Origin of the sequence: Vibrio jasicida 090810c (assembly GCF_002887615.1) — a bacterium.
In the GTDB taxonomy this organism is placed as follows: Bacteria; Pseudomonadota; Gammaproteobacteria; order Enterobacterales; family Vibrionaceae; genus Vibrio; species Vibrio jasicida.
The window spans coordinates 3,214,709-3,237,974 of sequence record NZ_CP025792.1 but is presented as its reverse complement, the minus strand read 5'-3'; the positions used below and the strand labels follow the sequence as shown (position 1 = coordinate 3,237,974).

Sequence of the window (23,266 nt, the reverse complement as noted above, 5' to 3'; positions counted from 1 at the left end):
ATTATGCTTCCTTTTCCGCTAGCTTTGACTTTCCGTCTTTCTTAGCCGTCTTGCGGAAGCGGTAACGTCTATCAGAGATAGCAAGCGCACCACCTAAAGACATGATCAATGAACCAGCCCAGATCCAACGAACGAATGGTTTGTAGTAAATACGTACTGCCCACGAACGGTTGTCGTCTAGACGCTCGCCCATCGCGATGTACAAATCACGAGTAATTCCGCGATCAATAGCCGCTTCAGTCATCATCGACTTCGCCGTGCGGTAGAAACGTTTTTCAGCGTGTAGCGTGTTCACGTACTTACCATCATTGGTGATTTCGAAGTCCGCGATGTAACCATCGTAGTTTGGACCATCTTTGTCACGTAGACCTGAGAAGTAGAAATCGTAACCGTAAATCTTGAAGTGCTCACCAGGCGCCAAACGTACGTCACGCTCGATGCTGTAGTTTTGCACCATCGCAATACCAATCACAGTAACGGCTAAACCAATGTGACCAAGCATCATTGCCCAGTGGCTGCGTTGCAATTTACGAACACCTTCACCAAAGCTGTGACGGTGCGTCGCACGCTCGTACAATTCAAAGCAATGCATTGCAATGATCCAGATTGCCATTACCCAACCGATGTAAGCCATCACTGAGAAGAAGTCTGCGAACAGGAACACGCACACTGCCGCTAATGCGAAGGCAAGCACACCGGAAACAATCATCGGCTTAATAAGCTTAGATAGATTATCGCGCTTCCAGCGAATCATAGGACCAATACCTAACAGGAAGGCAAACGGCATCATCAACCATGCGAACAACATGTCGAAGAATGGCGCACCAATAGATACTGAACCAAGACCAATTTGTTTGTGAACTAATGGCAGCAATGTACCAACTAGTACGACGACCAGTGCAGCAATCAGAAGCACGTTGTTCCCAAGTAGCGCGTTCTCACGCGAAACCAAATCAAAGTTACCGCGAACCCGAACCGCCGCCCCTTTCACTGCAAATAACAGGAGTGAACCACCAATGACGAAAACGAGGAAACCTAGGATAAACATACCGCGAGATGGGTCAGACGCGAATGCGTGTACCGACACCAGAATACCGGAACGAACCAAGAAGGTACCAAGCAAACTTAATGAGAATGCAGAAATTGCCAGTAATACTGTCCATGCTTTAAACGTACCGCGTTTTTCCGTCACCGCTAGAGAGTGCATGAGAGCCGTACCCGCTAGCCAAGGCATGAATGATGCGTTTTCTACTGGATCCCAGAACCACCAGCCACCCCAGCCAAGTTCATAGTACGCCCACCAAGAGCCTAGTGCGATACCTAGTGTTAGGAAAACCCATGCAGCTGTAGTCCAAGGGCGAGACCAACGAGCCCAAGCCGTATCAAGACGGCCTGTCATTAGAGAAGCAATCGCAAACGAGAACGCAACCGAGAAGCCTACATAGCCCATGTAAAGCATTGGCGGGTGAACAATCAAACCCGGATCTTGAAGAAGTGGGTTCAGGTCACGACCATCAACAGGGAAGAATGGCAACGTACGTAGGAACGGGTTTGAAGTAAGAATGATGAACAGCAAGAAACCAACTGAAATCATGCCCATCACAGCAAGCACACGTGCAACCGATTCTTGTGGCATACCGCGGCTAAATGTCGCTACAGCCACAGTCCAACCAGCTTGGATAAGCACCCAAAGCAACAATGAACCTTCGTGCGCGCCCCAAACTGCCGTTAGACGGTAGTACCAAGGTAGTAGGCTGTTTGAGTTACTTGCCACGTATTGCAACGTGAAATCATTGGTATAGAAACCCCAACATAAGATCACGAATGAGAAAAATAGCATGATGAACATCGACCAAGATAGCGGTCGTGCTGTATTCATCAGCATCGTGTTATTGTTTGATGCGCCCCATAACGGCAGTACGCTTAGCAGTACTGCCATCGCAAGCGATAAAATGAGGGCAAAGTGACCGATTTCAGCAATCATTGGTCGCTTCCTTGTTTTTGTTCAGTGGTGTACTGCAAAGGCTCATGGGTTTTCTTCATCGCTTCTGCAATTTCAGGAGGCATGTACTCTTCGTCGTGCTTCGCTAGCACTTCAAACGCTTCAACCGTTGTTGCATCTTTAAGTACGCCTTGAGCTACGATACCCTGACCTTCACGGAACAAGTCTGGAAGGATACCTTCATACACGATCGTCACTTTTGGACCCACATCGTGTAGATCAAAACGCACTTTCAGAGAGTCTTGGTCGCGGCGAACTGAACCCACAACAACCATACCGCCGATACGCAAGCGTTGACCGACTTCCGGTTTCGTACCATCAGGCTTACCATTAACTAACTCTGTTGGAGTATAGAAAAGGTCCATATTTTGGTTAAGCGCATACAACATCAAACCAATGGTTGCACTGATGCCGATAAAGATAGCGAGGACAATGCCCAACCTCTTTTTACGTCTCGGGTTCATAACGTGTTCTCCATATTCTTCGCCGCGTCGATACGCGCTTGGCGGTCAATTTTTGCTTGAACTTCTTTCAATAACGCATCCCCACGACGGACGCTTGAAATCAAAAGAATCAGCATAGACAAGAAAGTAATACCAAACGCGCTCCATACGTATGATGCGTAGCCACCCATGGCAAATAATTCGCTCAGAGATTCAAAATGCATGATTAATTACCTCACTGAGTTTTTTCAGATGCGAGTTTGCGAACCCAAGGACGGTGACTTTCTTTACTGATGATTTCATTACGGAAACGCACCATAGTCACTGCACCAAAGAAGAACGCAAAGCCAAAGATGTTCAACAACAGCGGCCAAAGCATGTTGGATGAAATGGATGGCTTTTCAAATTTCGTAATGGTTGCGCCTTGGTGTAGCGTGTTCCACCACTCCACAGAAAAGTGGATGATAGGTAGGTTAACAACGCCAACAATCGCAAGAATACCAGCGGCTTTTGCGGCGGTTTTCTGATCGTCAAACGCGTGGTACAGCGCAATAACACCAAGATATAGGAATAGAAGAATGAGTTCTGAGGTTAGGCGTGCATCCCATACCCACCAAGTGCCCCACATTGGCTTTCCCCACACCGCGCCAGTAAGCAAAGCGATAAAAGTAAACACTGCACCAATTGGTGCCATGGCGAGTGCGGCCATTTCTGAAAGGCGAACCTGCCAAACCAAGCCAATAAATGCGGCAATGGCCATCGACATGTAAACACCCATCGACCAAATGGCTGAAGGCACGTGAATATAAATGATTCGGAAACTGTCGCCTTGCTGGTAGTCCGAAGGCGCGAACGCAAGCCCCCATACGGTACCAACCGACAGGCATACGAGGGCCAAAACAGAAAACCAAGGGAGAAACTTACCACTTAGGTGATAAGCTGCTTCAGGCTTGGCATAAGGATGTAGCCATTTCCACATGTTAAGTTCTCACTCTTACTTCAGGGACACTGTCTAGAGGGTCGAGACCGTAGCAGTGCTTTAATAATAATTCTTTGATCAAACGTCGCTTAATCCGCACTTTACTGAGTTAGTTAACACTAACTCTTAGCGCTGCGCTGATAGCAAACGGGGTGAGGGTGACAGCCCCCATCAACATGGCCCCTAAAATAGCCAGTTGTCCGTTATACGCGATACCTAATGCTGCAGCATCAATCGCGGATGTAGCGAAAATCAGAATTGGGATGTAGAGCGGCAGAATAAGCAAACTCAGAAGAACGCCGCCCTTTTGTAACCCAACTGTCAGCGCCACACCAATGGCACCGATAAAACTTAGCGTCGGAGTTCCGATCGCGAGTGTCAAAACCACAGACAACCAAGTATTGAAATCAAGAGAAAGCAGGATCGCCAATAATGGGCTAATCAGAATTAGCGGCAATCCAGTTAACAACCAATGTGCTATGACCTTAGAAATCACAACAAGTTGCAACGGAATTGGCATCAGCATCATTTGCTCTAGCGCACCGTCTTGAAAATCATCACGGAATAGACGCTCTAATGATAATAAGGCAGACAGCAACGCAGCAACCCAAACGATGCCAGCTGCAATACGTGCTAACAAATTAGGCTCTGGACCGATGCTAAGAGGGAAAAGTGTGATCACGATAATGAAGAACCACAGCGGGTTCAGGATGTCTGCCTGACGACGAAATGCAATCAACAACTCACGGCGGATAATGGTGGTCATGGACGAAATCATACTAATCACCCAATTTTATTTTTCTAAGTTTAGAGCTATCTGCAAACATATCTTGGTGTGTAGTCAGAATAACGATGCCACCATTATCAGCATGATTTGCAAACAATGATTCAAGCACCTTCACACCTTGTTTATCAATTGCCGTCAACGGCTCATCTAAAATCCATAGAATTTGTTTACTCAACCACAATCGAGCAAGCGCAACACGTCGTTGCTGACCGGCAGAAAGTTGTGCTACAGGCACATCTTCTCTACCTGCAAGACCAACTTGAGTCAATGCAGCAAAGATTTCGTCATCAGAAGAACGGTTATTGTGAATAGATTGATAAAAGCGTAGGTTTTCGAATGCCGTCAACTCGCGTTTTACGCCAGTTTGATGCCCAAGGAAGAGCAAGTCTTGATGAAAGACGTCACGAGATTTTTCCGTGATTTCGCCTTTCCATTTGATGATGCCCTCTTCTCTGTCCCCTAACCCGATAATGATTCGCAGCAATGTCGTTTTACCTGTGCCGTTTCGTCCTTCTATTTGGACAAGCTCACCAGGCTTAATTTCAAATTGCAGGTTTTCAAACAGGACCCTTTCGTCACGGATCGCAGTTAGGTTAGAGACTTCTAACATAGGGCTTCAACTAAAAAATGAATGAGCGGCTATATTAACACAGCTTAGTTGTGACAAAACAGGATAAGAAAGCGATGATGTATGTAAGTTCGTGAGTTTTTGTTAACTTATAGTCACATTTTAATAAAATTAACCATAAGTGATTATAAGTTTTTATTTTAAAAATAAAAAAAGAAGCCGAAGCTTCTTTTTTCATCTTTTATCGACGTCTTCCACGAGGTGGATAAGTCGGGTCATCAAAGGGTTGACTGCTTAGTGGTGGAATTTTCTCTTTCCCTGCAAGTTTCTTCTGCAAAGACAGCATTAATTCAGCTTCCGCTTTCGGCAATTCACACTCTTCAATCAACTCGTTGATATCAGCACCAAGTTGAACCATTTTTGAAGCGCGACTATACAGTCTTCCGTCTGTATCTGCGTGTTCTAGTTCGCGAATGCGTTCATTAAGATGTTGAATTACATCTTGTTGTTCAGTGACTTTTTGGCCTAAACCAACCACCACAGAACGCACTTCCAACAGTTGTTTGTTCAGCTTTTGTACTTCTTTCTCAGCATTTCGCGCATGAGCGCGCTGCTGATCCATTTGCTTTTGTAAGCCAGCACGCACGCGTAACTGCATTAAAAGCAGAATCAGAAATACAAAAGCCAAGCCGCCTGCAAATAGCGGCAAAGATAGGAAGGTTTCTTCAGCCATGATTCATCAGCCAATTATAGGTGAGCCATCTCATCCCATTCGTCATCGCTTAGTAGCTTGTTCAAATCAACAAGAATAAGCAGTTTACCATCACGGTTGCTTACGCCTTGAATGAACTTAGCGCTTTCGTCAGTACCTACAGATGGGGTTGTATCGATCTCAGAAGAACGTAGGTAAACCACTTCAGCAACGCTGTCGACTAGGATACCGATAACTTGGCGCTCAGACTCAATCACGATGATACGTGTATTGTCAGTCACTTCGCCTTCCATTAAGCCAAAACGAGAGCGAGTATCAATAACGGTAACCACGTTACCACGCAGGTTGATGATACCTAGTACGTAATCTGGCGCACCCGGAACTGGAGCGATTTCTGTGTAGCGAAGCACTTCACGAACTTGCATCACATTGATGCCATAAGTTTCTTCTTCAAGTTGGAACGTCACCCACTGAAGAACTTCGTCGTTCGATGTATCTTTCTTCACTTCAACTTCAAAAGCTTGAGACATAGTTAATCCTCGTTAATGTCGTTCCCGACCAAAATCTAATTCAGTGATTTTACATCTAAACCGGCGTTTAGCATGTCTATAAGTGCTTGGACATGAATTAAAGCACACATTTTTTCTTTCACCATACCCGCTAACCAAGGGCGTTTGCCGGCTTGTTCACGCCAACGGACTTTGTCGATATTGAGTGTTTCAGTTCCCATTAACTGGTTACTTGCCAACCCCCACATGCTTTCACCAAGCATGACGACATATTGGTAATTCTCTTTGTAGTCTTCATCACGAAGCTTATCTGCCATCACCCACTTTGCAGTGTCTACGACATCAAATTGCTGTTCGCGACTGGTTTGTAAACCCAAATACCAAGCAGGTCGACCGATTAAGTGATTGAGCTCTGTGATGCGATGAATGCCACCAAGCTCATCAAGCGGTACAGCGAACGTCACGTCGTTTACATCAAAGTACAACACTTGAAAGTCTTCACTACGTTGAGTGCTTTCCCAAGCATCAGGAAGCTTTGCTCCCGCTTCGGTCTCCAGCTCTGTTTCTGTCTCGATGCGTTGTTCAATTTCCACATCGGCATCAAACTTTGGTTCAACCACTTCAGCTTCTGGTTGAACCCTGATTGGTTCGGGTTGTTCAATCTCAATCGCAGGCACTGAATCTTCTTCAATGTCCCACTCTTGGATTTCTTCCACGGCTTCAACCGCCGCTTCGACTTCGATTACTGGTTCTTGTACGATTGACTTTGCTTCTGCAGCTATATCAATGGTGTTTTGTTCCAGAATGTCATCGATATCCAACTCTGCTACGACATTTGTAGATTCAAGCTGGCTTAATAATCGTTGTACATCCTCCAGATTGGGCGCTTCCAATGCTGGGGAATACATTTCGCTGTATTGGTAAGACTCGGGTTCAGCGTAATGCAGTTGCAATTTTGGCTCTGGCTCTGGCTCTGGCTCTGGCTCTGGCTCTGGCTCTGGCTCTGGCTCTGGCTCTGGCTCTGGCTCTGGCTCTGGCTCTGGCTCTGGCTCTGGCTCTGGCTCTGGCTCTGGCTCTGGCTCTGGCTCTGGCTCTGGCTCTGGCTCTGGCTCTGCAGATGATAGTTCTTGAGCGAGCAAGTCAAGTGCTTCTTCTTGCTCAATAACTTCGACCTCTTCGCCAAGCAAAGCACTGAAGTAATCATCAAGTGCTTGTTCACTGGAAAGTACGTCGTTATTGCTCATCGAACGCTAGCCTCTCCAAGTAAATTAGCAGTTGCTTGTATGCAAACACGCCACGGCTACCAGAAGCAAAATGCGATGCTGGCAGGTGCTTCAAGCTTGCATCACGGAATTTCGTGTCAATCGGTACCGCTGAGGTCCACACCTGATTCGGATAATCCTTTTTCAGCTGTGTTAACGTCTGCAACGAAGCTTTCGTACGCTTATCGTACATAGTCGGCACGATAGTCACTTTGAACCCGCCCGGACGAGACTTTTGCATGATGGTTAACGTGCGAATCATACGCTCTAAACCTTTCATGGCCAAAAATTCAGTCTGTACCGGAATTAAAATGCGATCACTCGCTGCTAGTGCGTTCACCATCATCACACCAAGAATTGGCGGACAGTCGATCAGCACATAATCATAATCTTGAGCAACGGCTTGTAGAGCTCGCTTTAAGATCAACCCCATTCCGCTGCGGTTGCCCATTACACGGTCGAGCGTGGCTAATGACATGTGCGCAGGGATAATGTCCATGCCGTCAAGATCCGTTTCTACGATCAACGGTTTTACCGTCTCACGAGTAAACGTCTTGAGCTGAAAAAGGTCGAACAAGCTCGACGTCACAGCATCAGGATCATAACCAAGGTACGTGGTCAGTGACGCATGTGGGTCCGTATCCACCATTAAGACACGATGGCCTTTTTGGCTTAATAGGCCTGCTAACGTCACTGTTGATGTCGTTTTGCCTACCCCACCTTTTTGGTTTGCTACACTCCAAACGATCATGATTTTTCCTACGCTAAGCCGACTTCGACCAGCATGCGCTCAGCAATACGGTCGAGAGGTAAATCTTCAGTGGATATACCCGCTTTCGCAACCGCTTGAGGCATGCCGTAGACGACGCAGCTTTCTTCGTCTTGAGCCCAAATAGTTGAGCCAGCCGATTTCAGCATACGCGCGCCTTCACGACCATCAGCACCCATGCCAGTCAGTACCATCGACAAGACTTTGTCGCCGTAGACTTTTGCCGCCGAGCCAAACGTTACGTCAACACAAGGTTTGTAGTTCATACGGTCGCCACCATCAATAATACGAAGACGAGCAGCACCAGCACGACCATCAACCATCATCTGTTTGCCGCCTGGGGCAAGATAAGCAACGCCAGCTTGCAACACATCACCATCTTGCGCTTCTTTCACTTGGATTTTGCATAGCGTGTTTAGACGACTCGCAAACGCCGCGGTAAAAGTCGCTGGCATATGTTGAATAAGCACGATTGGGTGCGGGTAGTTTACAGGTAAGCGAGTTAGAATTTTTTGCAGCGCAACAGGGCCACCGGTTGAAGTGCCAATAGCCGTTAACTGATACTTCTTACCAGACGCGCGGAATTTCGCAGCCATAGAGCGACTTGGTGCAGATGCCATTGGCGTAGCTGAACGAGATGCTAAAGGACGTGTTGTCGAATTAGCCGTTGTCGCCGCTGGTTTCGCAATAGGACGGCGCATAAACGCACGCTTGGAAGCAATTTGGATCACTCGTTGTTGGAGCAGCGATACCGCTTCATCGCGATTACGTGCGATGTCTTCGAATTTCTTCGGTAAGAAATCCAACGCACCAGCGTCTAGTGCATCAAGTGTCGCTCTCGCCCCATCATGCGTCAGGGACGAAAACATCAGGATTGGCGTGGGAGACGCAGCCATGATTTCACGAACGGCAGTAATACCGTCCATGACTGGCATTTCAATATCCATCGTGATGACGTCAGGTTTGAGAGATTTGGCTTTTTCTACCGCTTCTCTGCCGTTAACCGCAACGTCAATCACTTCTAGGCGCGATTCTGAGTTGATGATTTCGCTTACGCGACGACGGAAAAAACTCGAATCATCAACGACTAGTACTTTAATCGCCATTTTATTCCTTTTATAAACCCCAGCTTCGCTTAAATGCGTGAAGCCGCAGCATATTGCTTAAGTAGGTCTGGCACATCAAGAATCAATGCGATGTGGCCATCACTCGTGATAGTCGCACCTGCCATACCTGGCGTGCCTTGCAATAGATTGTCTAATGGCTTGATAACCACTTCTTCTTGGCCGATAAGCGTATCCACCACGAAACCAACACGTTGGCTGCCGATCTGTACGATAACAACATGACCGTGCCCCGTACGCTCTTGTACTCGTGGAGACTTAGAAGCCAACCAGTTCTGCAAGTAAAACAGTGGAATAGATTTATCACGTACGATGATAGTCAGCTGGCCATCTACCACATTCGTGCGGCTAAGATCTAAGTGGAAGATCTCGTTAACAGAAGCCAAAGGTAGTGCAAATGGGTGGCCGCCAACGCCAACCATTAGCGTCGGTAGAATTGCCAATGTAAGCGGTACTTTGATCGTAATCTTCGTACCCTTACCTAATTCAGAGTCAATATCGATAGAGCCATTTAGTGTATTGATCGCGGTTTTTACCACGTCCATACCAACACCACGACCTGAGATATCAGAAATCTTATCTTTGCTCGAGAAACCAGGAGCAAAGATCAAATTGAAACACTCTTTGTCAGACAGGCGCGCAGCCGCATCTTCGTCCATCATGCCGCGTTTCACGGCGATACCACGAAGTTTGTTCGGATCCATACCACCGCCATCATCAACAATAGCCAGTTCGATATGATCGCCTTCTTGTGACGCAGATAGGATAACTTTACCAGTACGAGATTTACCTGCTTTCGCGCGGTCGTCTGGCATTTCAATACCGTGGTCAACCGAGTTACGCACCAAGTGGATCAATGGATCCGCTAGCGCCTCTACTAGGTTTTTATCTAGGTCGGTTTCTTCACCGCGCATTTCAAGCACGATGTCTTTATTTAGGTTACGCGCCAAGTCGCGAACAACGCGTGGGAAACGACCAAATACTTTCTTGATTGGCTGCATGCGCGTTTTCATCACTGCACCTTGAAGGTCTGCAGTCACGACGTCTAGGTTTGCTACCGCTTTCGACATTTCTTCGTCGTTGCTGTTCAAACCCAGGCTTAGTAGACGGTTACGCACCAATACAAGCTCACCAACCATGTTCATGATGGTGTCTAGCGTCGAAGTATCAACACGTACAGTAGCTTCTGTTTGTGGTTTCTTAACCGCTGGCGCTTTCGCTTCTTCTTTTACCGCAACCGGTTTTGCTTCTGGCTTAGGAGCAGAAGCAGGTGCAGGAGAAGGCGCAGCCGCTACTGGAACTGGTTGAGGAGCTGGAGCGGGTTCCGCTTTTGGCGCTTCTGGGACAACGTTTGCTGATGCAGGCTTAGTCGCAAAATCGAGCTCTTCAAGAGAAGGACCTTTGCCTGAACCATGCAATTCGTCGAGGAGTTTTTCAAACTCTTCATCCGTCATCAAATCGCTGTCGTTCGAAAATGCAGAGCCTGCTGGCGCAGCAGGTTCTGCCGCTTTTGGCGGCTCAACTGGAGCAATTTCAGAAGCAGATGGGCTCTTACCAACACCATGTAGCTCGTCGAGCAACCTCTCGAACTCATCGTCAGTAATATCACCGCTATCGGTTGCCGGAGCATTCGATTGAGTAGGCGTTGCAGGAGCAGCCGGTACAGGCGTTAATGCACCTGGTGCTGAGCCTTTGCCGTGCAGTTCATCAAGCAGTTTCTCGAACTCGTCTTGAGTAATTTCATCCACGGACCCAACACTCACCGGAGCTGTGCTTGCTTCTACTGGCGCAGCAGGTTGCTCGATAGCAGGTTCAGGAATCTCTGGCGTTACAACTGGTGCTTCTGCGACCGTAACAACCTCGTCTTCTGACTCTGGTTTGCACAAACGGTGAAGCTCTTCCAACAATGCTGGATCTGCCGCATCTAGTGGCTCACGATCTTGCACCGCTTGGAATTGCGTATTGACTGTATCCAGCGCTTTTAACATGGTGTCCATCAAGCTTGGCGATACAGAACGCTGACCGTTTCTTAACACGTCAAACACGTTCTCAGCACCGTGACAAGTGTCAACCAGCTCTGCTAATGATAGGAAACCAGCACCACCTTTTACGGTGTGGAAGCCGCGGAAAATCGCGTTTAGGAGATCTTTGTCTTCTGGGTTATTTTCCAGTTCAACCAGCTGCTCAGACAGCAGCTCTAGGATTTCTCCAGCCTCAATGAGAAAGTCCTGAAGAATATCTTCGTCTAAATCGTAGCTCATACGTTACCTTTAAAATCCAAGACTGGACAACAAATCGTCGACTTCGTCCTGCGATGAAACCGCATCTTCCCTAAGTTCCGGATTCAGAATAGGGCCTTCAGCTTCGCTTGATTGTTTAATCTTTTTATCTGACGGTTCTGGCAAAACTTGAGTCTGTTCTTCTGGTTTATTTGCAGAAAAGACGGTCAAGATCTCAACCAAGCGATCTTCCACTTCATTAGAAAGCGTGATCACACGGCGAATAATTTGACCCGTTAAGTCTTGGAAGTCCTGTGCCATAAGAATTTCGGTCAGTTGACCGCGCAACTCAGTACTGTCACCTTCGACTTGAACTAATAGTTCATCGATACGGTGACAAAGTGTTTTGAAATCGCTTAATTCAATGCGTCCGTGCATGAGTTCGTTCCACTGAGGTCGAACTTGTTGAAGGCACTCATGCAGGTTATCAGCGATAGGTAAACAGCACTCAACCGCATCCATCGTTTTGTTTGCTGCCAGTTCAGTTTTATCAATCACATATTGCAGACGGTCTCTTGCATCCGGTATCTCGGCTTTTGCAATTTCTGTCATGCGCTGATCGAGGTTGAACTGCTTAAGTGAATCATGAAGGTCACGGGTTAATGTTCCGATTTCTTTAAGCATCGGATTCCCGTCGCCTTCATATATCGAGGCAACAAGCGTGTTAGCTTGGTCCTGTTCCCCGTTTTCTAGCATCTGAACGAGCGACTTCGCCTGCTCTAGTGAGATCATCCTGAATAGACCCTTTTTTACGTTTAGTGCTTTCTTTTGCTTTTTTGAGCGTCAACCGAGCCACCCTTTTGTATTAGGTATTAGGAGTGATGACTCGAGTAACAAAGAAAAAGAGAGAGTTATAAACGTTCGAAAATTTTATCTAATTTTTCTTTTAGTGTTGCAGCGGTAAATGGCTTAACGATATAGCCGTTAACGCCTGCTTGTGCTGCTTCAATGATCTGCTCACGTTTAGCTTCTGCTGTGATCATAAGAACAGGAAGGTGCTTTAATTCTGCATCTGCACGGATGTGTTTAAGCAAGTCGATGCCTTGCATACCTGGCATATTCCAGTCAGTTACAACAAAATCGAAGTCACCTTTTTTCAGCATTGGTAATGCAGTTAAACCGTCGTCCGCTTCTTGAGTGTTATTGAAACCCAAGTCACGAAGCAGGTTTTTAACAATACGGCGCATTGTTGAGAAATCGTCAACAATAAGGATCTTCATGTTTTTATTCAAAATTGCCTCCACTGAATCGTAAAATCAGTGTGTTTAGTCATTTTGTGTCCACGCACTGAGCTTGGTGCGTAAACGTTGCATCGCTTGACTCAGTATTTGGCTTACGCGAGATTCGCTTACGCCCAACACATCGCCAATCTCTTTCAAATTGAGTTCTTCGTCATAATAAAGCGAAAGTACCAAAGCTTCACGCTCCGGAAGCTGTTTTATTGATTCAACCAGTGCTTTTCGAAACGATTCATCAGCTACGCCCTTAAATGGGTTGCAGTCATCGGTTTCGTCCGCTGGTGAAATCACGTCATCAGAAACACCTAAATCTTCGATACCCACTAACCTTGAACAATTTATGTCGGTCAACGCACTGTGGTATTGATCTAGTGTCATACCAAGATGCGCTGCGACTTCAGAGTCAGACGGGTCGCGATTTAAGATGCCTTCCAGCTCCGCTACCGCTTGGTTAATTTCACGATTATTTTTATGAACAGAACGAGGTACCCAGTCGCCTTTGCGAATGTCATCTAACATTGCACCGCGAATACGGATACCTGCATAAGTTTCAAAGCTCGCACCTTTAGAACCATCATAATTCTGCTGAGCTTCGATAAGACCGATCATGCCGGCCTGAATTAAATCCTCTACCTGAACACTCGGCGGTAAACGGCCTAACAGGTGATGAGCAATACGCTTGACCAACACAGAATAACGTTCAATGAACGCCTGCTGGCTATTAAACTTGCCATGTTGGTCGTAGGTAATCGCTTTATTCACCAAAAGGGTCCTCTGTGAATTCAGTACGATTTAGCAACCTTTCAACAAAGAACTCTAGGTGTCCACTTGGTGTTTTCGGCAGTGGCCACGTTAGTGCTTTGCTCGCTAATGAGCTGATTGCTAAAGCCGCTGGAGAACGAGGGAATGCATCCACAACGATCTTTTGTCGTTTAACGGCTTGTCGAACTTTGTCATCCAATGGAATACATGCTACGAGTTCAAGGCTGACATTCAAGAAGCGCTCTGTGACTAGCGTCAACTTTGCGAATAATTCTCTGCCTTCACGGTAGCTTCTGACCATATTTGCAACAACTTTGAAGCGTTGGACCTGGTGTTCTTTACTCAACAACTTGATTAATGCGTAGGCATCTGTAATAGAAGTCGGCTCGTCGCAGACAACAACCACAACATCTTGAGCTGCTCGTGAAAAACTAATCACCATGTCAGAAATGCCCGCTGCTGTATCAATCAGCAGTACGTCCATTTCTTCTTCAAGACTACCAAATGCACGGATGAGTCCAGCATGTTGAGCAGGAGATAGCTCGGTCATGCTTTGTGTGCCAGAAGTTGCAGGGACTATCTTTATACCATAAGGGCCTTCAACAATCGCATCTTTTAGCTCACATTCACCCGCAAGGACATGCCCAAGGTTACGTTTTGAACGGATTCCGAGCATAACGTCAACATTGGCTAGACCTAGGTCAGCATCGAGAACCATCACCTTCTTGCCTTGGCGAGCCATACAGATCGCCAGACCCAGTGTTACGTTTGATTTACCCACACCACCTTTGCCGCCAGTAACAGCAATTACTTTAGTCAATGATGGTTGTGTTAAGCGACGGAGGCCGCTTGCTTGATCGTGTATCATATTCTCAGTCATAGTAGTCCGCCGCCCTAGAGTCCTTCGCTGTCACTGTTCCAAAAGTGAGGTTCGTTCTCTGTCGACTTCTCTAACAGTTCATTTGCTTTCGCAATCATGTATTTTGGTTGTGCTATCACAATGTCTTCTGGCACGCGCTGACCATTGGCGATGTATGCCACTGGCATCGCATTCTGAATCACGACGCTGATAAATTCACCCAAGCTCAATGATTCATCAAGCTTAGTCAAAATACAGCCCGACAGCGGAATGCGTCGGAAATGATCCAGTGTTTCTTGCAAAACCCGACGTTGAGCGGTAGCTGGCAAAACAAGGTAGCTGTGAATCACTTCACCGCTCTCTTGCATCAGGGTATCAAGCTGTTCAGAGAGCCTTACATCTCGCTGCCCCATCCCTGCCGTATCGACCAAAATCAGTCTTCTGTTTCGTAGCTGATATATAACATCGGCTAACTCGTTAGAATCTTTAGCAACTCTTACGGGACAACCCATAATTCTTCCGTAAATTGAGAGCTGCTCATGTGCACCTATGCGATATGTATCTGTTGTCACAAGGGCTACGTTATCGGCACCAAACTCCATCGCCGCACGTGCTGCCAGCTTCGCAACGGTCGTGGTTTTACCCACTCCTGTCGGGCCAAGCAGTGCAACCACGCCACCACGCTTCAAAATATCTTGTTTTGGAATCGTGATTTGATCTGCAACAAGAGAAAGTAGTGCTTTCCACGCTCGCGCTGGTTTAGTGTCTTCTGGGATATAGCATGCCATTTGATCCGCAAGCTCCGGGGACACACCCATTCGCTCTAAACGTTTGATCAGCATGGCTCTTAGAGGCTCACGGCGCTCAACTTCTTGCCACATCAAACCAGAGACTTGGTGCTCAAGCAGACGACGAATTGATGTCATCTCTTCTCGCATGTTCTCCAGCTCATCCGCTGCTTCTTCACGCTCATCCGAGGGACGACGGCGATCGTAGCGGGTTGGGTCCAACTTTGGCGTAGGACGCTCAAAACGGCTGTCTTGAGCAATCAACTTCGCCAAGGGTGAGTCTGGTTGGTAAGGCGCTGGCTTTTCTTGGTTATAGCTTTCACGATGCTTATTTTGGCGTTGCAACAATGCCGATAGCGAATCTTCATTTTCCGCTACGTGGTCATCTGACTCAGCGGCACCGCCACTGTATTGCTTGAGCATGTTCGCGAAACGTTTTGTCATCGAGCCTGATTTTTCATTGTTCGCGTTTAGGCTGATTCTGTCTTCATCTAAACGGCGATCTTGATAACGCTCAGACGCGGATGATGACATTTGACGAGGTTCGCTATAACGATTCGATTGAGCTGCGCTGCGATTAGGAAGCGACTGCGCTTGCGAAGACGGTGCCACATTGGACTCACCATCTATTGCCGCAACGATCTCGACACCGCCCGCCACTTTCTTATTCGACATGATCACCGCTTCGGCACCAAGTTCTTCTTTCACTTGGAGCAGCGCCGTTCGCATGTCTTTGGCAAAAAATCGTTTAATCTTCAAACTATGAATCCATTAATGATGCGCGGGATCAGTTACCCACGGCTTGCACAATTCTGATCTGTTTCTCGTCCGGTATTTCTTGGTAAGACAGTACGCGGAGGTTAGGTATTGTGTTCTTAACAAACTTCGCCAGTGTGGAACGCAATACGCCAGACGTCAGCAGAACCGCAGGCTCACCTTTCAGTTCTTGCTCTTGTGTCGCTTGGCTCAGAGAGGACTGAAGTCGCTCGGCTAACCCCGGTTCTATGCCCGCAGATTCGCCCCCAGATGCCTGCATGGTTTGATGCAATATTTGTTCCAGTTCAGGAATGAGTGTTATCACCGGCAACTCTGGTTCTATACCATTGATTTCTTGAACAATTAGTCGCTTCAGGCTAATGCGCACCGCTGCCGTTAAAATGTCAGGTTCTTGACTCTTACTCGAGTACTCGGCCAAGGTCTGCACTATGGTTCTGATATCGCGAATAGGGATGGCTTCGTTAAGTAGGTTTTGTAGCACTTTGACCACCACACCTAATTGCAGTTGATCAGGAACGAAGTTCTCCACCAACTTAGGTGCGCTACGACCAAGCATTTCCAATAGGTTCTGTACTTCTTCATGACCAATCAGCTGTGATGCGTTGTTGGTGAGTAGTTGACTTAGGTGCGTCGCCAATACAGTTGAAGAATCAACAACGGTATAACCAAGAGCTTGTGCATGTTCACGTTGCTCTTCACGAATCCAAACCGCTTCAAGACCGAACGCTGGGTCCATGGTTGGTTCGCCTTCAATCATGCCGTAAACCTGGCCAGGGTTAATAGCTAGTTCTTGGTCGGGACGAATCTCGGCCTCACCAACAGCAACGCCCATCAAGGTAATACGATAGCTGTTTGGGGTCAGTTCTAGGTTGTCGCGGATATGAACCGCAGGAATAAGGAAACCGAAGTCTTGAGAGAGCTTTTTACGCACGCCTTTCACACGTTCAAGCAGTTCGCCACCTTGGTCTCGGTCCACCAATGGGATCAAACGGTAGCCCACTTCCAGACCGATGATATCGACTGGTTGTACATCATCCCATGACAATTCGCGTTGAGAAATGGGTTCGCTGCCATCTTCCGCTTTGGCGGGTAAGGCCGGTTCTTTGGCTTTTTGTTTTTGCTTCTTATCAAGCCAGTAAGCAGCACCACCAGCAACAGCGGCTAATGACAAGAACGAGAAATGCGGCATACCAGGCACGATACCCATCACACCAAGAATGGCAGCGGTGATCATGAGGGCTTTCGGGTTGTCGAACATCTGGAAAATCAGCTGTTCACCCATGTCTTCATCAGTATTTTGACGCGTTACCATCATCGCTGCAGCGATAGACAGTAGCAACGATGGAATTTGTGCCACCAGGCCGTCACCAATGGTCAGGAGCGTGTAGATTTGCATCGCTTCAGAGAAGCCCAAACCATACTGTGCCATACCAATCGACAAACCGCCGATGATATTGATGAACAGGATTAAGATACCGGCAATCGCATCGCCTTTAACAAACTTAGACGCACCATCCATTGAACCGTAGAAGTCGGCTTCTTTGGTCACTTCAAAACGGCGTATGCGTGCTTGGTCTTGGTCAATCAAACCGGCGTTCAAGTCTGCATCGATCGCCATCTGCTTACCCGGTAAGGCATCCAGTGTGAAGCGAGCACTTACCTCAGAAATACGACCCGCACCTTTGGTGACCACCATAAAGTTAATGATCATCAAGATTAGGAACACGACCAAACCCACGGCGTAGTTACCGCCAATCACAACGTTACCAAATGCTTCGATTACGTTACCAGCGGCGTTGCCCCCTTCATGACCGTAAAGAAGTACCACACGCGTAGACGCCACGTTCAATGCAAGGCGCAATAAGGTTGCAATAAGCAGTACAGTTGGGAATGCAGCAAAGTCGAGTGGACGACGTGTGTAAACGGTCACTAACAACACCACCATGGCTAAGGCGATGTTAAAGGTGAAGAATAAATCCAGCAGGAACGCAGGAATAGGCAAAACCACCATCGCAAGGGTGGCCAGTACCATAACAGGCGCACCAATGGCAGGCATGGAACGCTGTGGGATCTTTGGCAATTTATCTGCAAATGGCAGGCTTAACTTCATACTGCGAGGTGTCTCAATCGGTCTGGAGCATCACGTAACTGAAAGCAGTAATTAAACGCTTATAATGAGTACTACGCGACGGCTTTAGCCTAAAAGTTTAGGTATTGTTGTTGATTAACGCGTTATAAGCAATGTGTGTACCATGATTAACGCCAAAATAATGACTAATCGCTCAAAGAAATCACAATCCTTTGATCTAATGCGAATTTTTGTCTACTTCACCCATGCAATTATTTTCATTAGTGGCGATGTTCCGGTGGGATTGGCAAATCGTAATCTTGGATCTTAGGTCGCTGACCGCCACGTTTGCGATATTGCTTAAGCTGGAACACAAATGCGAGAACTTGTGCAACGGCAGTAAACAGTCCGTCGGGTATTTCTTGTTCTAATTCGGTGGTGTGATAAAGCGCACGCGCCAGTGGTGGAGCGGGTACAATGGTAATGTCATGTTCGCGCGCCACTTCTCGGATTTTCATCGCCATGTGGTCAGTACCTTTGGCGATCACTACAGGCGCACGGTCCGTTTTCTGCTTATAGCGCAGTGCTACCGAAAAGTGCTCAGGGTTGGTAATGATAACGTCCGCTTGCGGGACATCCGCCATCATTCGACGCTGTGCGGCTTCCCTTTGCAACATGCGAATACGCCCTTTTACTTCTGGCTTGCCTTCGGTCTCTTTGTATTCGTCTTTAATCTCTTGCTTGGTCATCTTAAGTTGATCGGCATGCTGCCAGATCTGAAAGGGAATATCGATCGCGACCACAATTAACAACGAACAACTGATAAGCAAAATGAAGTTGAGTAGGATATCCAAAGCATGGAAAATGTTTTGCGGATACACATCCATACTGAGTTGAATCAAGTCCGCTTGTGAGGCTTGAATGAGGTATATTGCCATCCCCGTAACAAGTGCGACTTTCAGGATGGACTTGATAAGCTCCACCCAACTCTGCATACCAACCATACGTTTTAAACCGCTAAGCGGGTTCATTTTGGACAGTTTTGGCATTGCCGCTTCAGCAGAAAAACTGATGCCCCCGACCCCTGCGGCTCCAATCATGGCAGCAACAAACAAGGTGATGAGAATCAAAAACAGTGGAAACAGCAAATCTGTCATCGCGCCAAACGCAATATCAAACAACTTTGCAGTATCAAAGATCTCTTCTCGCTTGAGATCAAATAAACGGCTCATGATAGAAAACAGTGAGCGTGCTAAAGCATCACCAAACCACATTAAGGCGATCGCGCCCACAATCAGCACAGAGGCGGATGCGAGCTCTTTAGATCGAGCAACTTGCCCCTTCTCTCTGGCTTGTTGTAACCGTCGGGGGGTGGCTTCTTCGGTGCGTTCTTGACCGTCTGACTCTGCCAATCCAGCCTCCTAGCAATTCAAGCGAATGAGGTTACAAATCTGCTCCTCACCCACAGCCCAGAACAATTCATAATGGCTATATAAACCCGCCAGAATGTACCAACAAAGCAGCAAGCCCACCATCAAAGCGAATGCAAAACCGAGTGAGAAAATATTCAACTGCGGTGCAGCACGCGTCATTACACCAAATGATAAGTTGATGGTAAGCAATGCGATGATGCCAGATAAAGACATACTCAATGCCGTTTTAAACATGATGCCTAGCCAACTCGCCATCTCATAGAAGTCGACACTTCCTAATGAGCCAGAACCAATTGGTAAGGTTTTAAAACTGAACACCACCAGCTGCAGCATTTTTAAGTGCCCATCGGTGGCAAGGAAGAACATAGTTGCCAAAAACATAAAGAGCTGACCAAGCAGTGGCGTGTTCTGTCCATTCGCAGGGTCAACCATGGAGGCAAAACCCAAGCTCGATTGCATACCGAGGATCTGACCAAGCAGAACAAAGGTTTGGATCATAAATTGAGTCACCATGCCCATGGCAACGCCAATAATGATTTGCTCAGCGATGGTCATGAAACCACGGAAAGAGAGCAATTCAATGTCTTGTGGCACAGCGGGAATAGCAGGCGCAACCGCGAAGGTGATCGCTAAGCCAAGGTATAAGCGAATTCGAGGCGAGACGAAGCGTGCCCCGGTTACCGTCATCACCATCAACATGGCAGAGATACGGGTATAGGGCCAGAAGTAGTTTGCGATCCAGTCTAGGACGATATGAGTTGGATACTCCATACGCGCCTCTAGTAGAGCACCTGTGGTAAGCGTTCTATCAGGCCGTAGAAGTATTCCATCAGCATTTGCGTCATCCAGTGGCCGAACAACATCAGAGCCAACAAAGTGACAATCAAACGCGGCAAGAAACTCAGCGTCTGTTCGTTGATGGAGGTTGCCGCTTGGAAAATCGCCACGACTAGACCAATAAGCAAGCTGGGGATAATGATGGCACACACCATGATCAGCACCATCCAAAGTGCCTCACGAAAAAGCTCGACAAACATTTCTGGAGTCATGTCTTACCCTCTTCTCTCTGTGGCCAATCTAAAGGGCAAAACTGCCGGCAAGTGTCGACAATATCAAGTTCCACCCATCCACCAGCACAAACAGCATCAGCTTAAATGGCAGCGATACGATCATTGGCGATAGCATCATCATACCCATTGCCATCAAAACAGAAGCAACAACCAGGTCGATGATCAAAAATGGTAAGAACAGCATAAAGCCGATCTGGAATGCAGTCTTAAGTTCAGAGGTAATGAAAGCTGGGATCAAGACCGCCATCGAGACATCTTCTGGGTTGGTCACTTCTTCACCTGACATGGTCACGAAGGTTTCCAAATCTTTGATGCGAGTTTGTTTGAGCATAAAAGCTTTCATCGGCGCCTGTGCAGCGTCGAAGGCTTCACGAGCCGTCACTTGCTCATTCAAATAGGGTTGAACCGCTTGATCGTTAATCTCATTCAAAACAGGCGACATGATAAAGAAAGTCAGGAAGAGCGCGATACCGATGATGACTTGGTTAGAAGGCGTTTGTTGTAGACCCATGGCTTGTCGCAGAATCGACATCACCACCACAATACGGGTAAACGACGTCATCAAAATCACCATCGCAGGCAAGAAGCCAAGCATGGTCATTAAGGCAAGAATCTGTAACGTCACTGAATAGTCTTCACTGCCGTCGGCGTTGGTCGTCATGGTAAAGGCAGGAATACCGCCACCATTACCCACCGACATACTGCGGCTTGAGCCTGACTCACCCTCCATTGCCTTAACCGTCACACTGTCGCCCTGCGCTAGATTGGCAGGCAATGATGATTCCTCTGCTTGTGCAAAAGAAAGCGAAGAAAACAGCACGCCAATGAGCAACATAAAGGTGCTCAGCATCAGGCGGATTGAATTATCCTTTGTCATGTTTTTTTATCAGTTGGCTAAATTGACTAGCAAATGCGCTGGTCGCCAACGCTTCCTCTTTCAATGGCGTTTCAAGCTTGGCCAAGGTTTGGATAGATTGGCTTGTAATGCCAACCAAGAACTGTTCTTCACCAACCTGAACAACCGCAATGCGCTCTTTGGTGCCGACTGGTAACTGACTGACAATACGCAGCCCTTTCTGTTGCCCCATAGCTGGAACTTGCATGCGTTTTAGCAACCAAGCCAGTAATAAAATCACACCAATCACAAGCACTAAAGAACCTAACGTGGTTGCTAAATCTAGACTCGTTGGCGCGGCTGCAAATGCATAAGGAGCACTCAGCATTAAGCCGAGTGCTCCTGTAATTTGCTTCAATCGCGTTTTGATTGAACTGCTCATATTAGCGCAGCTTTTTAATGCGTTCAGTTTGGCTGATCACGTCGGTCAGACGAATACCAAACTTGTCATTGACGACAACGACTTCACCATGAGCAATCAAAGTACCGTTAACCAATACATCTAATGACTCACCAGCTAGACGGTCAAGTTCCACAACCGAACCTTGGTTCAATTGCAGCAGGTTACGGATACTGATTTGCGAGCGACCCACTTCCATCGAGATGGTCACTGGGATATCCATGATGGTGTCGAGTTTACGACGCTCATCTTCCGTAATTGGAGCAGAAGTATCTTTTAACTCTTCCAGTGGCGCTGCCAATATCTCATCAACATCGATTGAAGGTGCAGACGGGTCTTCGCCAAGAGCGGCTGCCCATTCGTCTGCTAGCTTTTGATCGTCACTTGGTTCCATTTTTCTGTCCTGTGTTAAGCCTTGCTTACACCTTTTTGAGTCTCGTCACCAATGACATTGAGAGAGACATCTTGGCGGCTTGTTTTAGCAAGGATTTTTAATCGTTTGTATCGTCGTCATTCTCAAGTTCAGACATGATGTCTTTACCCAAGAAGGCTAAATCGGTTTTGACTACGTGTGGACGCTCGATTTCTTCAGAAACTTGCACGGCAAGCTTGTCGTCAGAACGCCCCATTTTCACACGGTAAGTCGGCAAATCTTCGATGAACATAGTCGCGTGTTCTGGCATTTCAATCGGGATAACATCACCCGGCTGCAGTTCCATCAAATCGCGAAGAGAGATGTCTTTCTCTAACAAGTTCACACGGAAGTTAACCGGGCAATCCATAATTTCTTCGCGCAAAGCAGAGCTCCAACGAACGTCAGTTTCCATCTTGTCGGATTGCACACCTGCATCAAGCAGTTCGCGGATTGGTTCAACCATGGAGTAAGGCATCACTACGTGGAAGTCACCGCCACCGCCATCAACTTCGATGTGGAATGAACTCACGACAATCACTTCGGTCGGGCTCACGATGTTTGCCATGCTTGGGTTCACTTCAGAATCGAGGTATTCAAATTCCACCCCCATCACTGGCGACCACGCTTCTTTGTAATCTTCGAAAACAATTTTCAGCAGAAGCTGAATGATGCGACGTTCGGTTGGCGTGAATTCTCGGCCTTCGATTTTGGCGTGGAAACGACCATCACCACCGAAGAAGTTTTCAACCAAGATAAACACCAAACGTGCTTCCATGGTGATCAAGGCTGTGCCTTTGAGTGGACGAAAACGCACCATATTCAAACTGGTCGGAACGTACAGCGTATTTTGGTATTCACCAAATTTCATCATCTGTACGCCGTTAATCGACACCTCAGCGGTTTTACGCAACATGTTAAACAGGCTGATTCGCATGTGTCGTGCAAAGCGCTCATTGATAAGTTCGAGCGTCGGCATCCGACCACGGACAATCCTGTCTTGAGACGAGAAATCGAAACTAACGGCACTTTCGTCGCCGGCATCTATGGGTTCATCGACGTCATCAACATCGTCAACCCCATGCAGGAGCGCATCAATCTCGTCTTGGCTTAATAGATCGGTCACGTTT

At 47.3% G+C, this 23,266-nt stretch carries 25 protein-coding genes; all 25 read right to left on the bottom strand.

Features of this window, described 5'->3' with window-relative positions:
* Position 1: 1 nt before the first annotated feature.
* On the bottom strand, positions 2-1,984 hold the full coding sequence (locus C1S73_RS15475; protein WP_038882174.1) for a heme lyase CcmF/NrfE family subunit: 1,983 nt from the start codon (positions 1,982-1,984) through the stop codon (positions 2-4).
* Positions 1,981-2,466: a cytochrome c maturation protein CcmE gene (gene ccmE, locus C1S73_RS15470; RefSeq protein WP_038864807.1), complete on the bottom strand. Its 486-nt coding sequence runs from the start codon at positions 2,464-2,466 to the stop codon at positions 1,981-1,983. The genes C1S73_RS15475 and ccmE overlap by 4 nt, the downstream gene beginning before the upstream one ends.
* Entirely contained in the window at positions 2,463-2,669 is a 207-nt protein-coding gene (ccmD, locus tag C1S73_RS15465) for a heme exporter protein CcmD (RefSeq protein WP_038864808.1), read from the bottom strand. The genes ccmE and ccmD overlap by 4 nt, the downstream gene beginning before the upstream one ends.
* A gap of 11 nt (positions 2,670-2,680) precedes the next feature.
* Positions 2,681-3,424, bottom strand: a complete 744-nt coding sequence (locus C1S73_RS15460; RefSeq protein WP_038864810.1) for a heme ABC transporter permease — start codon at positions 3,422-3,424, stop codon at positions 2,681-2,683.
* A gap of 109 nt (positions 3,425-3,533) precedes the next feature.
* On the bottom strand, positions 3,534-4,202 hold the full coding sequence (gene ccmB, locus C1S73_RS15455) for a heme exporter protein CcmB (RefSeq protein WP_038864811.1): 669 nt from the start codon (positions 4,200-4,202) through the stop codon (positions 3,534-3,536).
* A 1-nt stretch (position 4,203) separates the two neighbouring features.
* Positions 4,204-4,821: a cytochrome c biogenesis heme-transporting ATPase CcmA gene (gene ccmA, locus C1S73_RS15450; protein ID WP_038864813.1), complete on the bottom strand. Its 618-nt coding sequence runs from the start codon at positions 4,819-4,821 to the stop codon at positions 4,204-4,206.
* Between the two features lie 199 nt (positions 4,822-5,020).
* Complete coding sequence (locus tag C1S73_RS15445; RefSeq protein ID WP_038864814.1) at positions 5,021-5,512, bottom strand: DUF2802 domain-containing protein; 492 nt, start codon at positions 5,510-5,512, stop codon at positions 5,021-5,023.
* 14 nt (positions 5,513-5,526) lie between these two features.
* A complete protein-coding gene (locus C1S73_RS15440; protein ID WP_038864816.1) occupies positions 5,527-6,021 on the bottom strand; it encodes a chemotaxis protein CheW in 495 nt (164 codons plus the stop codon).
* Between the two features lie 35 nt (positions 6,022-6,056).
* Positions 6,057-7,244 (bottom strand): chemotaxis protein CheW, encoded by a 1,188-nt coding sequence (locus C1S73_RS15435; protein WP_102778956.1) that lies wholly within the window; start codon positions 7,242-7,244, stop codon positions 6,057-6,059.
* Positions 7,234-8,013 carry a ParA family protein gene (locus tag C1S73_RS15430; protein ID WP_038872059.1) on the bottom strand — a complete coding sequence of 260 codons (780 nt, stop codon included), beginning with the start codon at positions 8,011-8,013 and terminating at the stop codon, positions 7,234-7,236. The genes C1S73_RS15435 and C1S73_RS15430 overlap by 11 nt, the downstream gene beginning before the upstream one ends.
* Positions 8,014-8,021: 8 nt before the next feature.
* Positions 8,022-9,137, bottom strand: coding sequence for a protein-glutamate methylesterase/protein-glutamine glutaminase (locus C1S73_RS15425; protein WP_038872061.1), 1,116 nt, complete (start codon positions 9,135-9,137; stop codon positions 8,022-8,024).
* 29 nt (positions 9,138-9,166) lie between these two features.
* Positions 9,167-11,416: a chemotaxis protein CheA gene (locus C1S73_RS15420; protein ID WP_038872063.1), complete on the bottom strand. Its 2,250-nt coding sequence runs from the start codon at positions 11,414-11,416 to the stop codon at positions 9,167-9,169.
* A 9-nt stretch (positions 11,417-11,425) separates the two neighbouring features.
* On the bottom strand, positions 11,426-12,166 hold the full coding sequence (locus C1S73_RS15415) for a protein phosphatase CheZ (RefSeq protein WP_038872065.1): 741 nt from the start codon (positions 12,164-12,166) through the stop codon (positions 11,426-11,428).
* 119 nt (positions 12,167-12,285) lie between these two features.
* On the bottom strand, positions 12,286-12,654 hold the full coding sequence (cheY, locus tag C1S73_RS15410; RefSeq protein WP_017635949.1) for a chemotaxis response regulator CheY: 369 nt from the start codon (positions 12,652-12,654) through the stop codon (positions 12,286-12,288).
* Positions 12,655-12,699: 45 nt separating this feature from the next.
* Positions 12,700-13,434, bottom strand: coding sequence for an RNA polymerase sigma factor FliA (locus C1S73_RS15405; protein ID WP_038872067.1), 735 nt, complete (start codon positions 13,432-13,434; stop codon positions 12,700-12,702).
* Positions 13,427-14,314: a MinD/ParA family protein gene (locus tag C1S73_RS15400; RefSeq protein WP_038872069.1), complete on the bottom strand. Its 888-nt coding sequence runs from the start codon at positions 14,312-14,314 to the stop codon at positions 13,427-13,429. The genes C1S73_RS15405 and C1S73_RS15400 overlap by 8 nt, the downstream gene beginning before the upstream one ends.
* Before the next feature lie 14 nt (positions 14,315-14,328).
* A complete protein-coding gene (flhF, locus tag C1S73_RS15395; protein ID WP_038872070.1) occupies positions 14,329-15,840 on the bottom strand; it encodes a flagellar biosynthesis GTPase FlhF in 1,512 nt (503 codons plus the stop codon).
* Between the two features lie 28 nt (positions 15,841-15,868).
* The gene (gene flhA / locus C1S73_RS15390) at positions 15,869-17,968 is read right to left on the bottom strand and encodes a flagellar biosynthesis protein FlhA (RefSeq protein ID WP_038872072.1); all 2,100 of its coding nucleotides are present in this window, start codon (positions 17,966-17,968) and stop codon (positions 15,869-15,871) included.
* Between the two features lie 239 nt (positions 17,969-18,207).
* Complete coding sequence (gene flhB, locus C1S73_RS15385) at positions 18,208-19,338, bottom strand: flagellar biosynthesis protein FlhB (RefSeq protein ID WP_038872074.1); 1,131 nt, start codon at positions 19,336-19,338, stop codon at positions 18,208-18,210.
* A 9-nt stretch (positions 19,339-19,347) separates the two neighbouring features.
* Positions 19,348-20,130 carry a flagellar biosynthetic protein FliR gene (fliR, locus tag C1S73_RS15380; protein ID WP_038872076.1) on the bottom strand — a complete coding sequence of 261 codons (783 nt, stop codon included), beginning with the start codon at positions 20,128-20,130 and terminating at the stop codon, positions 19,348-19,350.
* A gap of 8 nt (positions 20,131-20,138) precedes the next feature.
* Positions 20,139-20,408, bottom strand: a complete 270-nt coding sequence (fliQ, locus tag C1S73_RS15375) for a flagellar biosynthesis protein FliQ (RefSeq protein ID WP_005380488.1) — start codon at positions 20,406-20,408, stop codon at positions 20,139-20,141.
* Positions 20,409-20,436: 28 nt separating this feature from the next.
* Positions 20,437-21,306 (bottom strand): flagellar type III secretion system pore protein FliP, encoded by an 870-nt coding sequence (gene fliP / locus C1S73_RS15370; protein WP_038872079.1) that lies wholly within the window; start codon positions 21,304-21,306, stop codon positions 20,437-20,439.
* Positions 21,293-21,706 carry a flagellar biosynthetic protein FliO gene (gene fliO / locus C1S73_RS15365; protein ID WP_038872081.1) on the bottom strand — a complete coding sequence of 138 codons (414 nt, stop codon included), beginning with the start codon at positions 21,704-21,706 and terminating at the stop codon, positions 21,293-21,295. Before fliO ends, fliP begins: the two co-directional genes overlap by 14 nt.
* Position 21,707: 1 nt before the next feature.
* Positions 21,708-22,118, bottom strand: coding sequence for a flagellar motor switch protein FliN (gene fliN / locus C1S73_RS15360; protein WP_005438697.1), 411 nt, complete (start codon positions 22,116-22,118; stop codon positions 21,708-21,710).
* A gap of 97 nt (positions 22,119-22,215) precedes the next feature.
* Positions 22,216-23,262 carry a flagellar motor switch protein FliM gene (gene fliM / locus C1S73_RS15355; RefSeq protein WP_038872083.1) on the bottom strand — a complete coding sequence of 349 codons (1,047 nt, stop codon included), beginning with the start codon at positions 23,260-23,262 and terminating at the stop codon, positions 22,216-22,218.
* Between the last annotated feature and the right edge of the window lie 4 nt (positions 23,263-23,266).

Bases quoted from the DNA above. Each gene is read 5' to 3' on its own strand.
- ccmD (WP_038864808.1), bottom strand. From the start codon at position 2,669: ATGCATTTTGAATCTCTGAGCGAATTATTTGCCATGGGTGGCTACGCA.
- C1S73_RS15415 (WP_038872065.1), bottom strand. From the start codon at position 12,166: ATGATCTCACTAGAGCAGGCGAAGTCGCTCGTTCAGATGCTAGAAAAC.
- ccmE (WP_038864807.1), bottom strand. From the start codon at position 2,466: ATGAACCCGAGACGTAAAAAGAGGTTGGGCATTGTCCTCGCTATCTTT.
- C1S73_RS15445 (WP_038864814.1), bottom strand. From the start codon at position 5,512: ATGGCTGAAGAAACCTTCCTATCTTTGCCGCTATTTGCAGGCGGCTTG.
- C1S73_RS15425 (WP_038872061.1), bottom strand. From the start codon at position 9,137: ATGGCGATTAAAGTACTAGTCGTTGATGATTCGAGTTTTTTCCGTCGT.
- C1S73_RS15440 (WP_038864816.1), bottom strand. From the start codon at position 6,021: ATGTCTCAAGCTTTTGAAGTTGAAGTGAAGAAAGATACATCGAACGAC.
- fliP (WP_038872079.1), bottom strand. From the start codon at position 21,306: ATGACAAAGGATAATTCAATCCGCCTGATGCTGAGCACCTTTATGTTG.
- fliR (WP_038872076.1), bottom strand. From the start codon at position 20,130: ATGGAGTATCCAACTCATATCGTCCTAGACTGGATCGCAAACTACTTC.
- C1S73_RS15475 (WP_038882174.1), bottom strand. From the start codon at position 1,984: ATGATTGCTGAAATCGGTCACTTTGCCCTCATTTTATCGCTTGCGATG.
- flhA (WP_038872072.1), bottom strand. From the start codon at position 17,968: ATGAAGTTAAGCCTGCCATTTGCAGATAAATTGCCAAAGATCCCACAG.
- C1S73_RS15400 (WP_038872069.1), bottom strand. From the start codon at position 14,314: ATGACTGAGAATATGATACACGATCAAGCAAGCGGCCTCCGTCGCTTA.
- C1S73_RS15430 (WP_038872059.1), bottom strand. From the start codon at position 8,013: ATGATCGTTTGGAGTGTAGCAAACCAAAAAGGTGGGGTAGGCAAAACG.
- ccmA (WP_038864813.1), bottom strand. From the start codon at position 4,821: ATGTTAGAAGTCTCTAACCTAACTGCGATCCGTGACGAAAGGGTCCTG.
- fliO (WP_038872081.1), bottom strand. From the start codon at position 21,706: ATGAGCAGTTCAATCAAAACGCGATTGAAGCAAATTACAGGAGCACTC.
- C1S73_RS15460 (WP_038864810.1), bottom strand. From the start codon at position 3,424: ATGTGGAAATGGCTACATCCTTATGCCAAGCCTGAAGCAGCTTATCAC.
- fliQ (WP_005380488.1), bottom strand. From the start codon at position 20,408: ATGACTCCAGAAATGTTTGTCGAGCTTTTTCGTGAGGCACTTTGGATG.
- C1S73_RS15435 (WP_102778956.1), bottom strand. From the start codon at position 7,244: ATGAGCAATAACGACGTACTTTCCAGTGAACAAGCACTTGATGATTAC.
- ccmB (WP_038864811.1), bottom strand. From the start codon at position 4,202: ATGATTTCGTCCATGACCACCATTATCCGCCGTGAGTTGTTGATTGCA.
- cheY (WP_017635949.1), bottom strand. From the start codon at position 12,654: ATGAAGATCCTTATTGTTGACGATTTCTCAACAATGCGCCGTATTGTT.
- C1S73_RS15420 (WP_038872063.1), bottom strand. From the start codon at position 11,416: ATGAGCTACGATTTAGACGAAGATATTCTTCAGGACTTTCTCATTGAG.
- fliN (WP_005438697.1), bottom strand. From the start codon at position 22,118: ATGGAACCAAGTGACGATCAAAAGCTAGCAGACGAATGGGCAGCCGCT.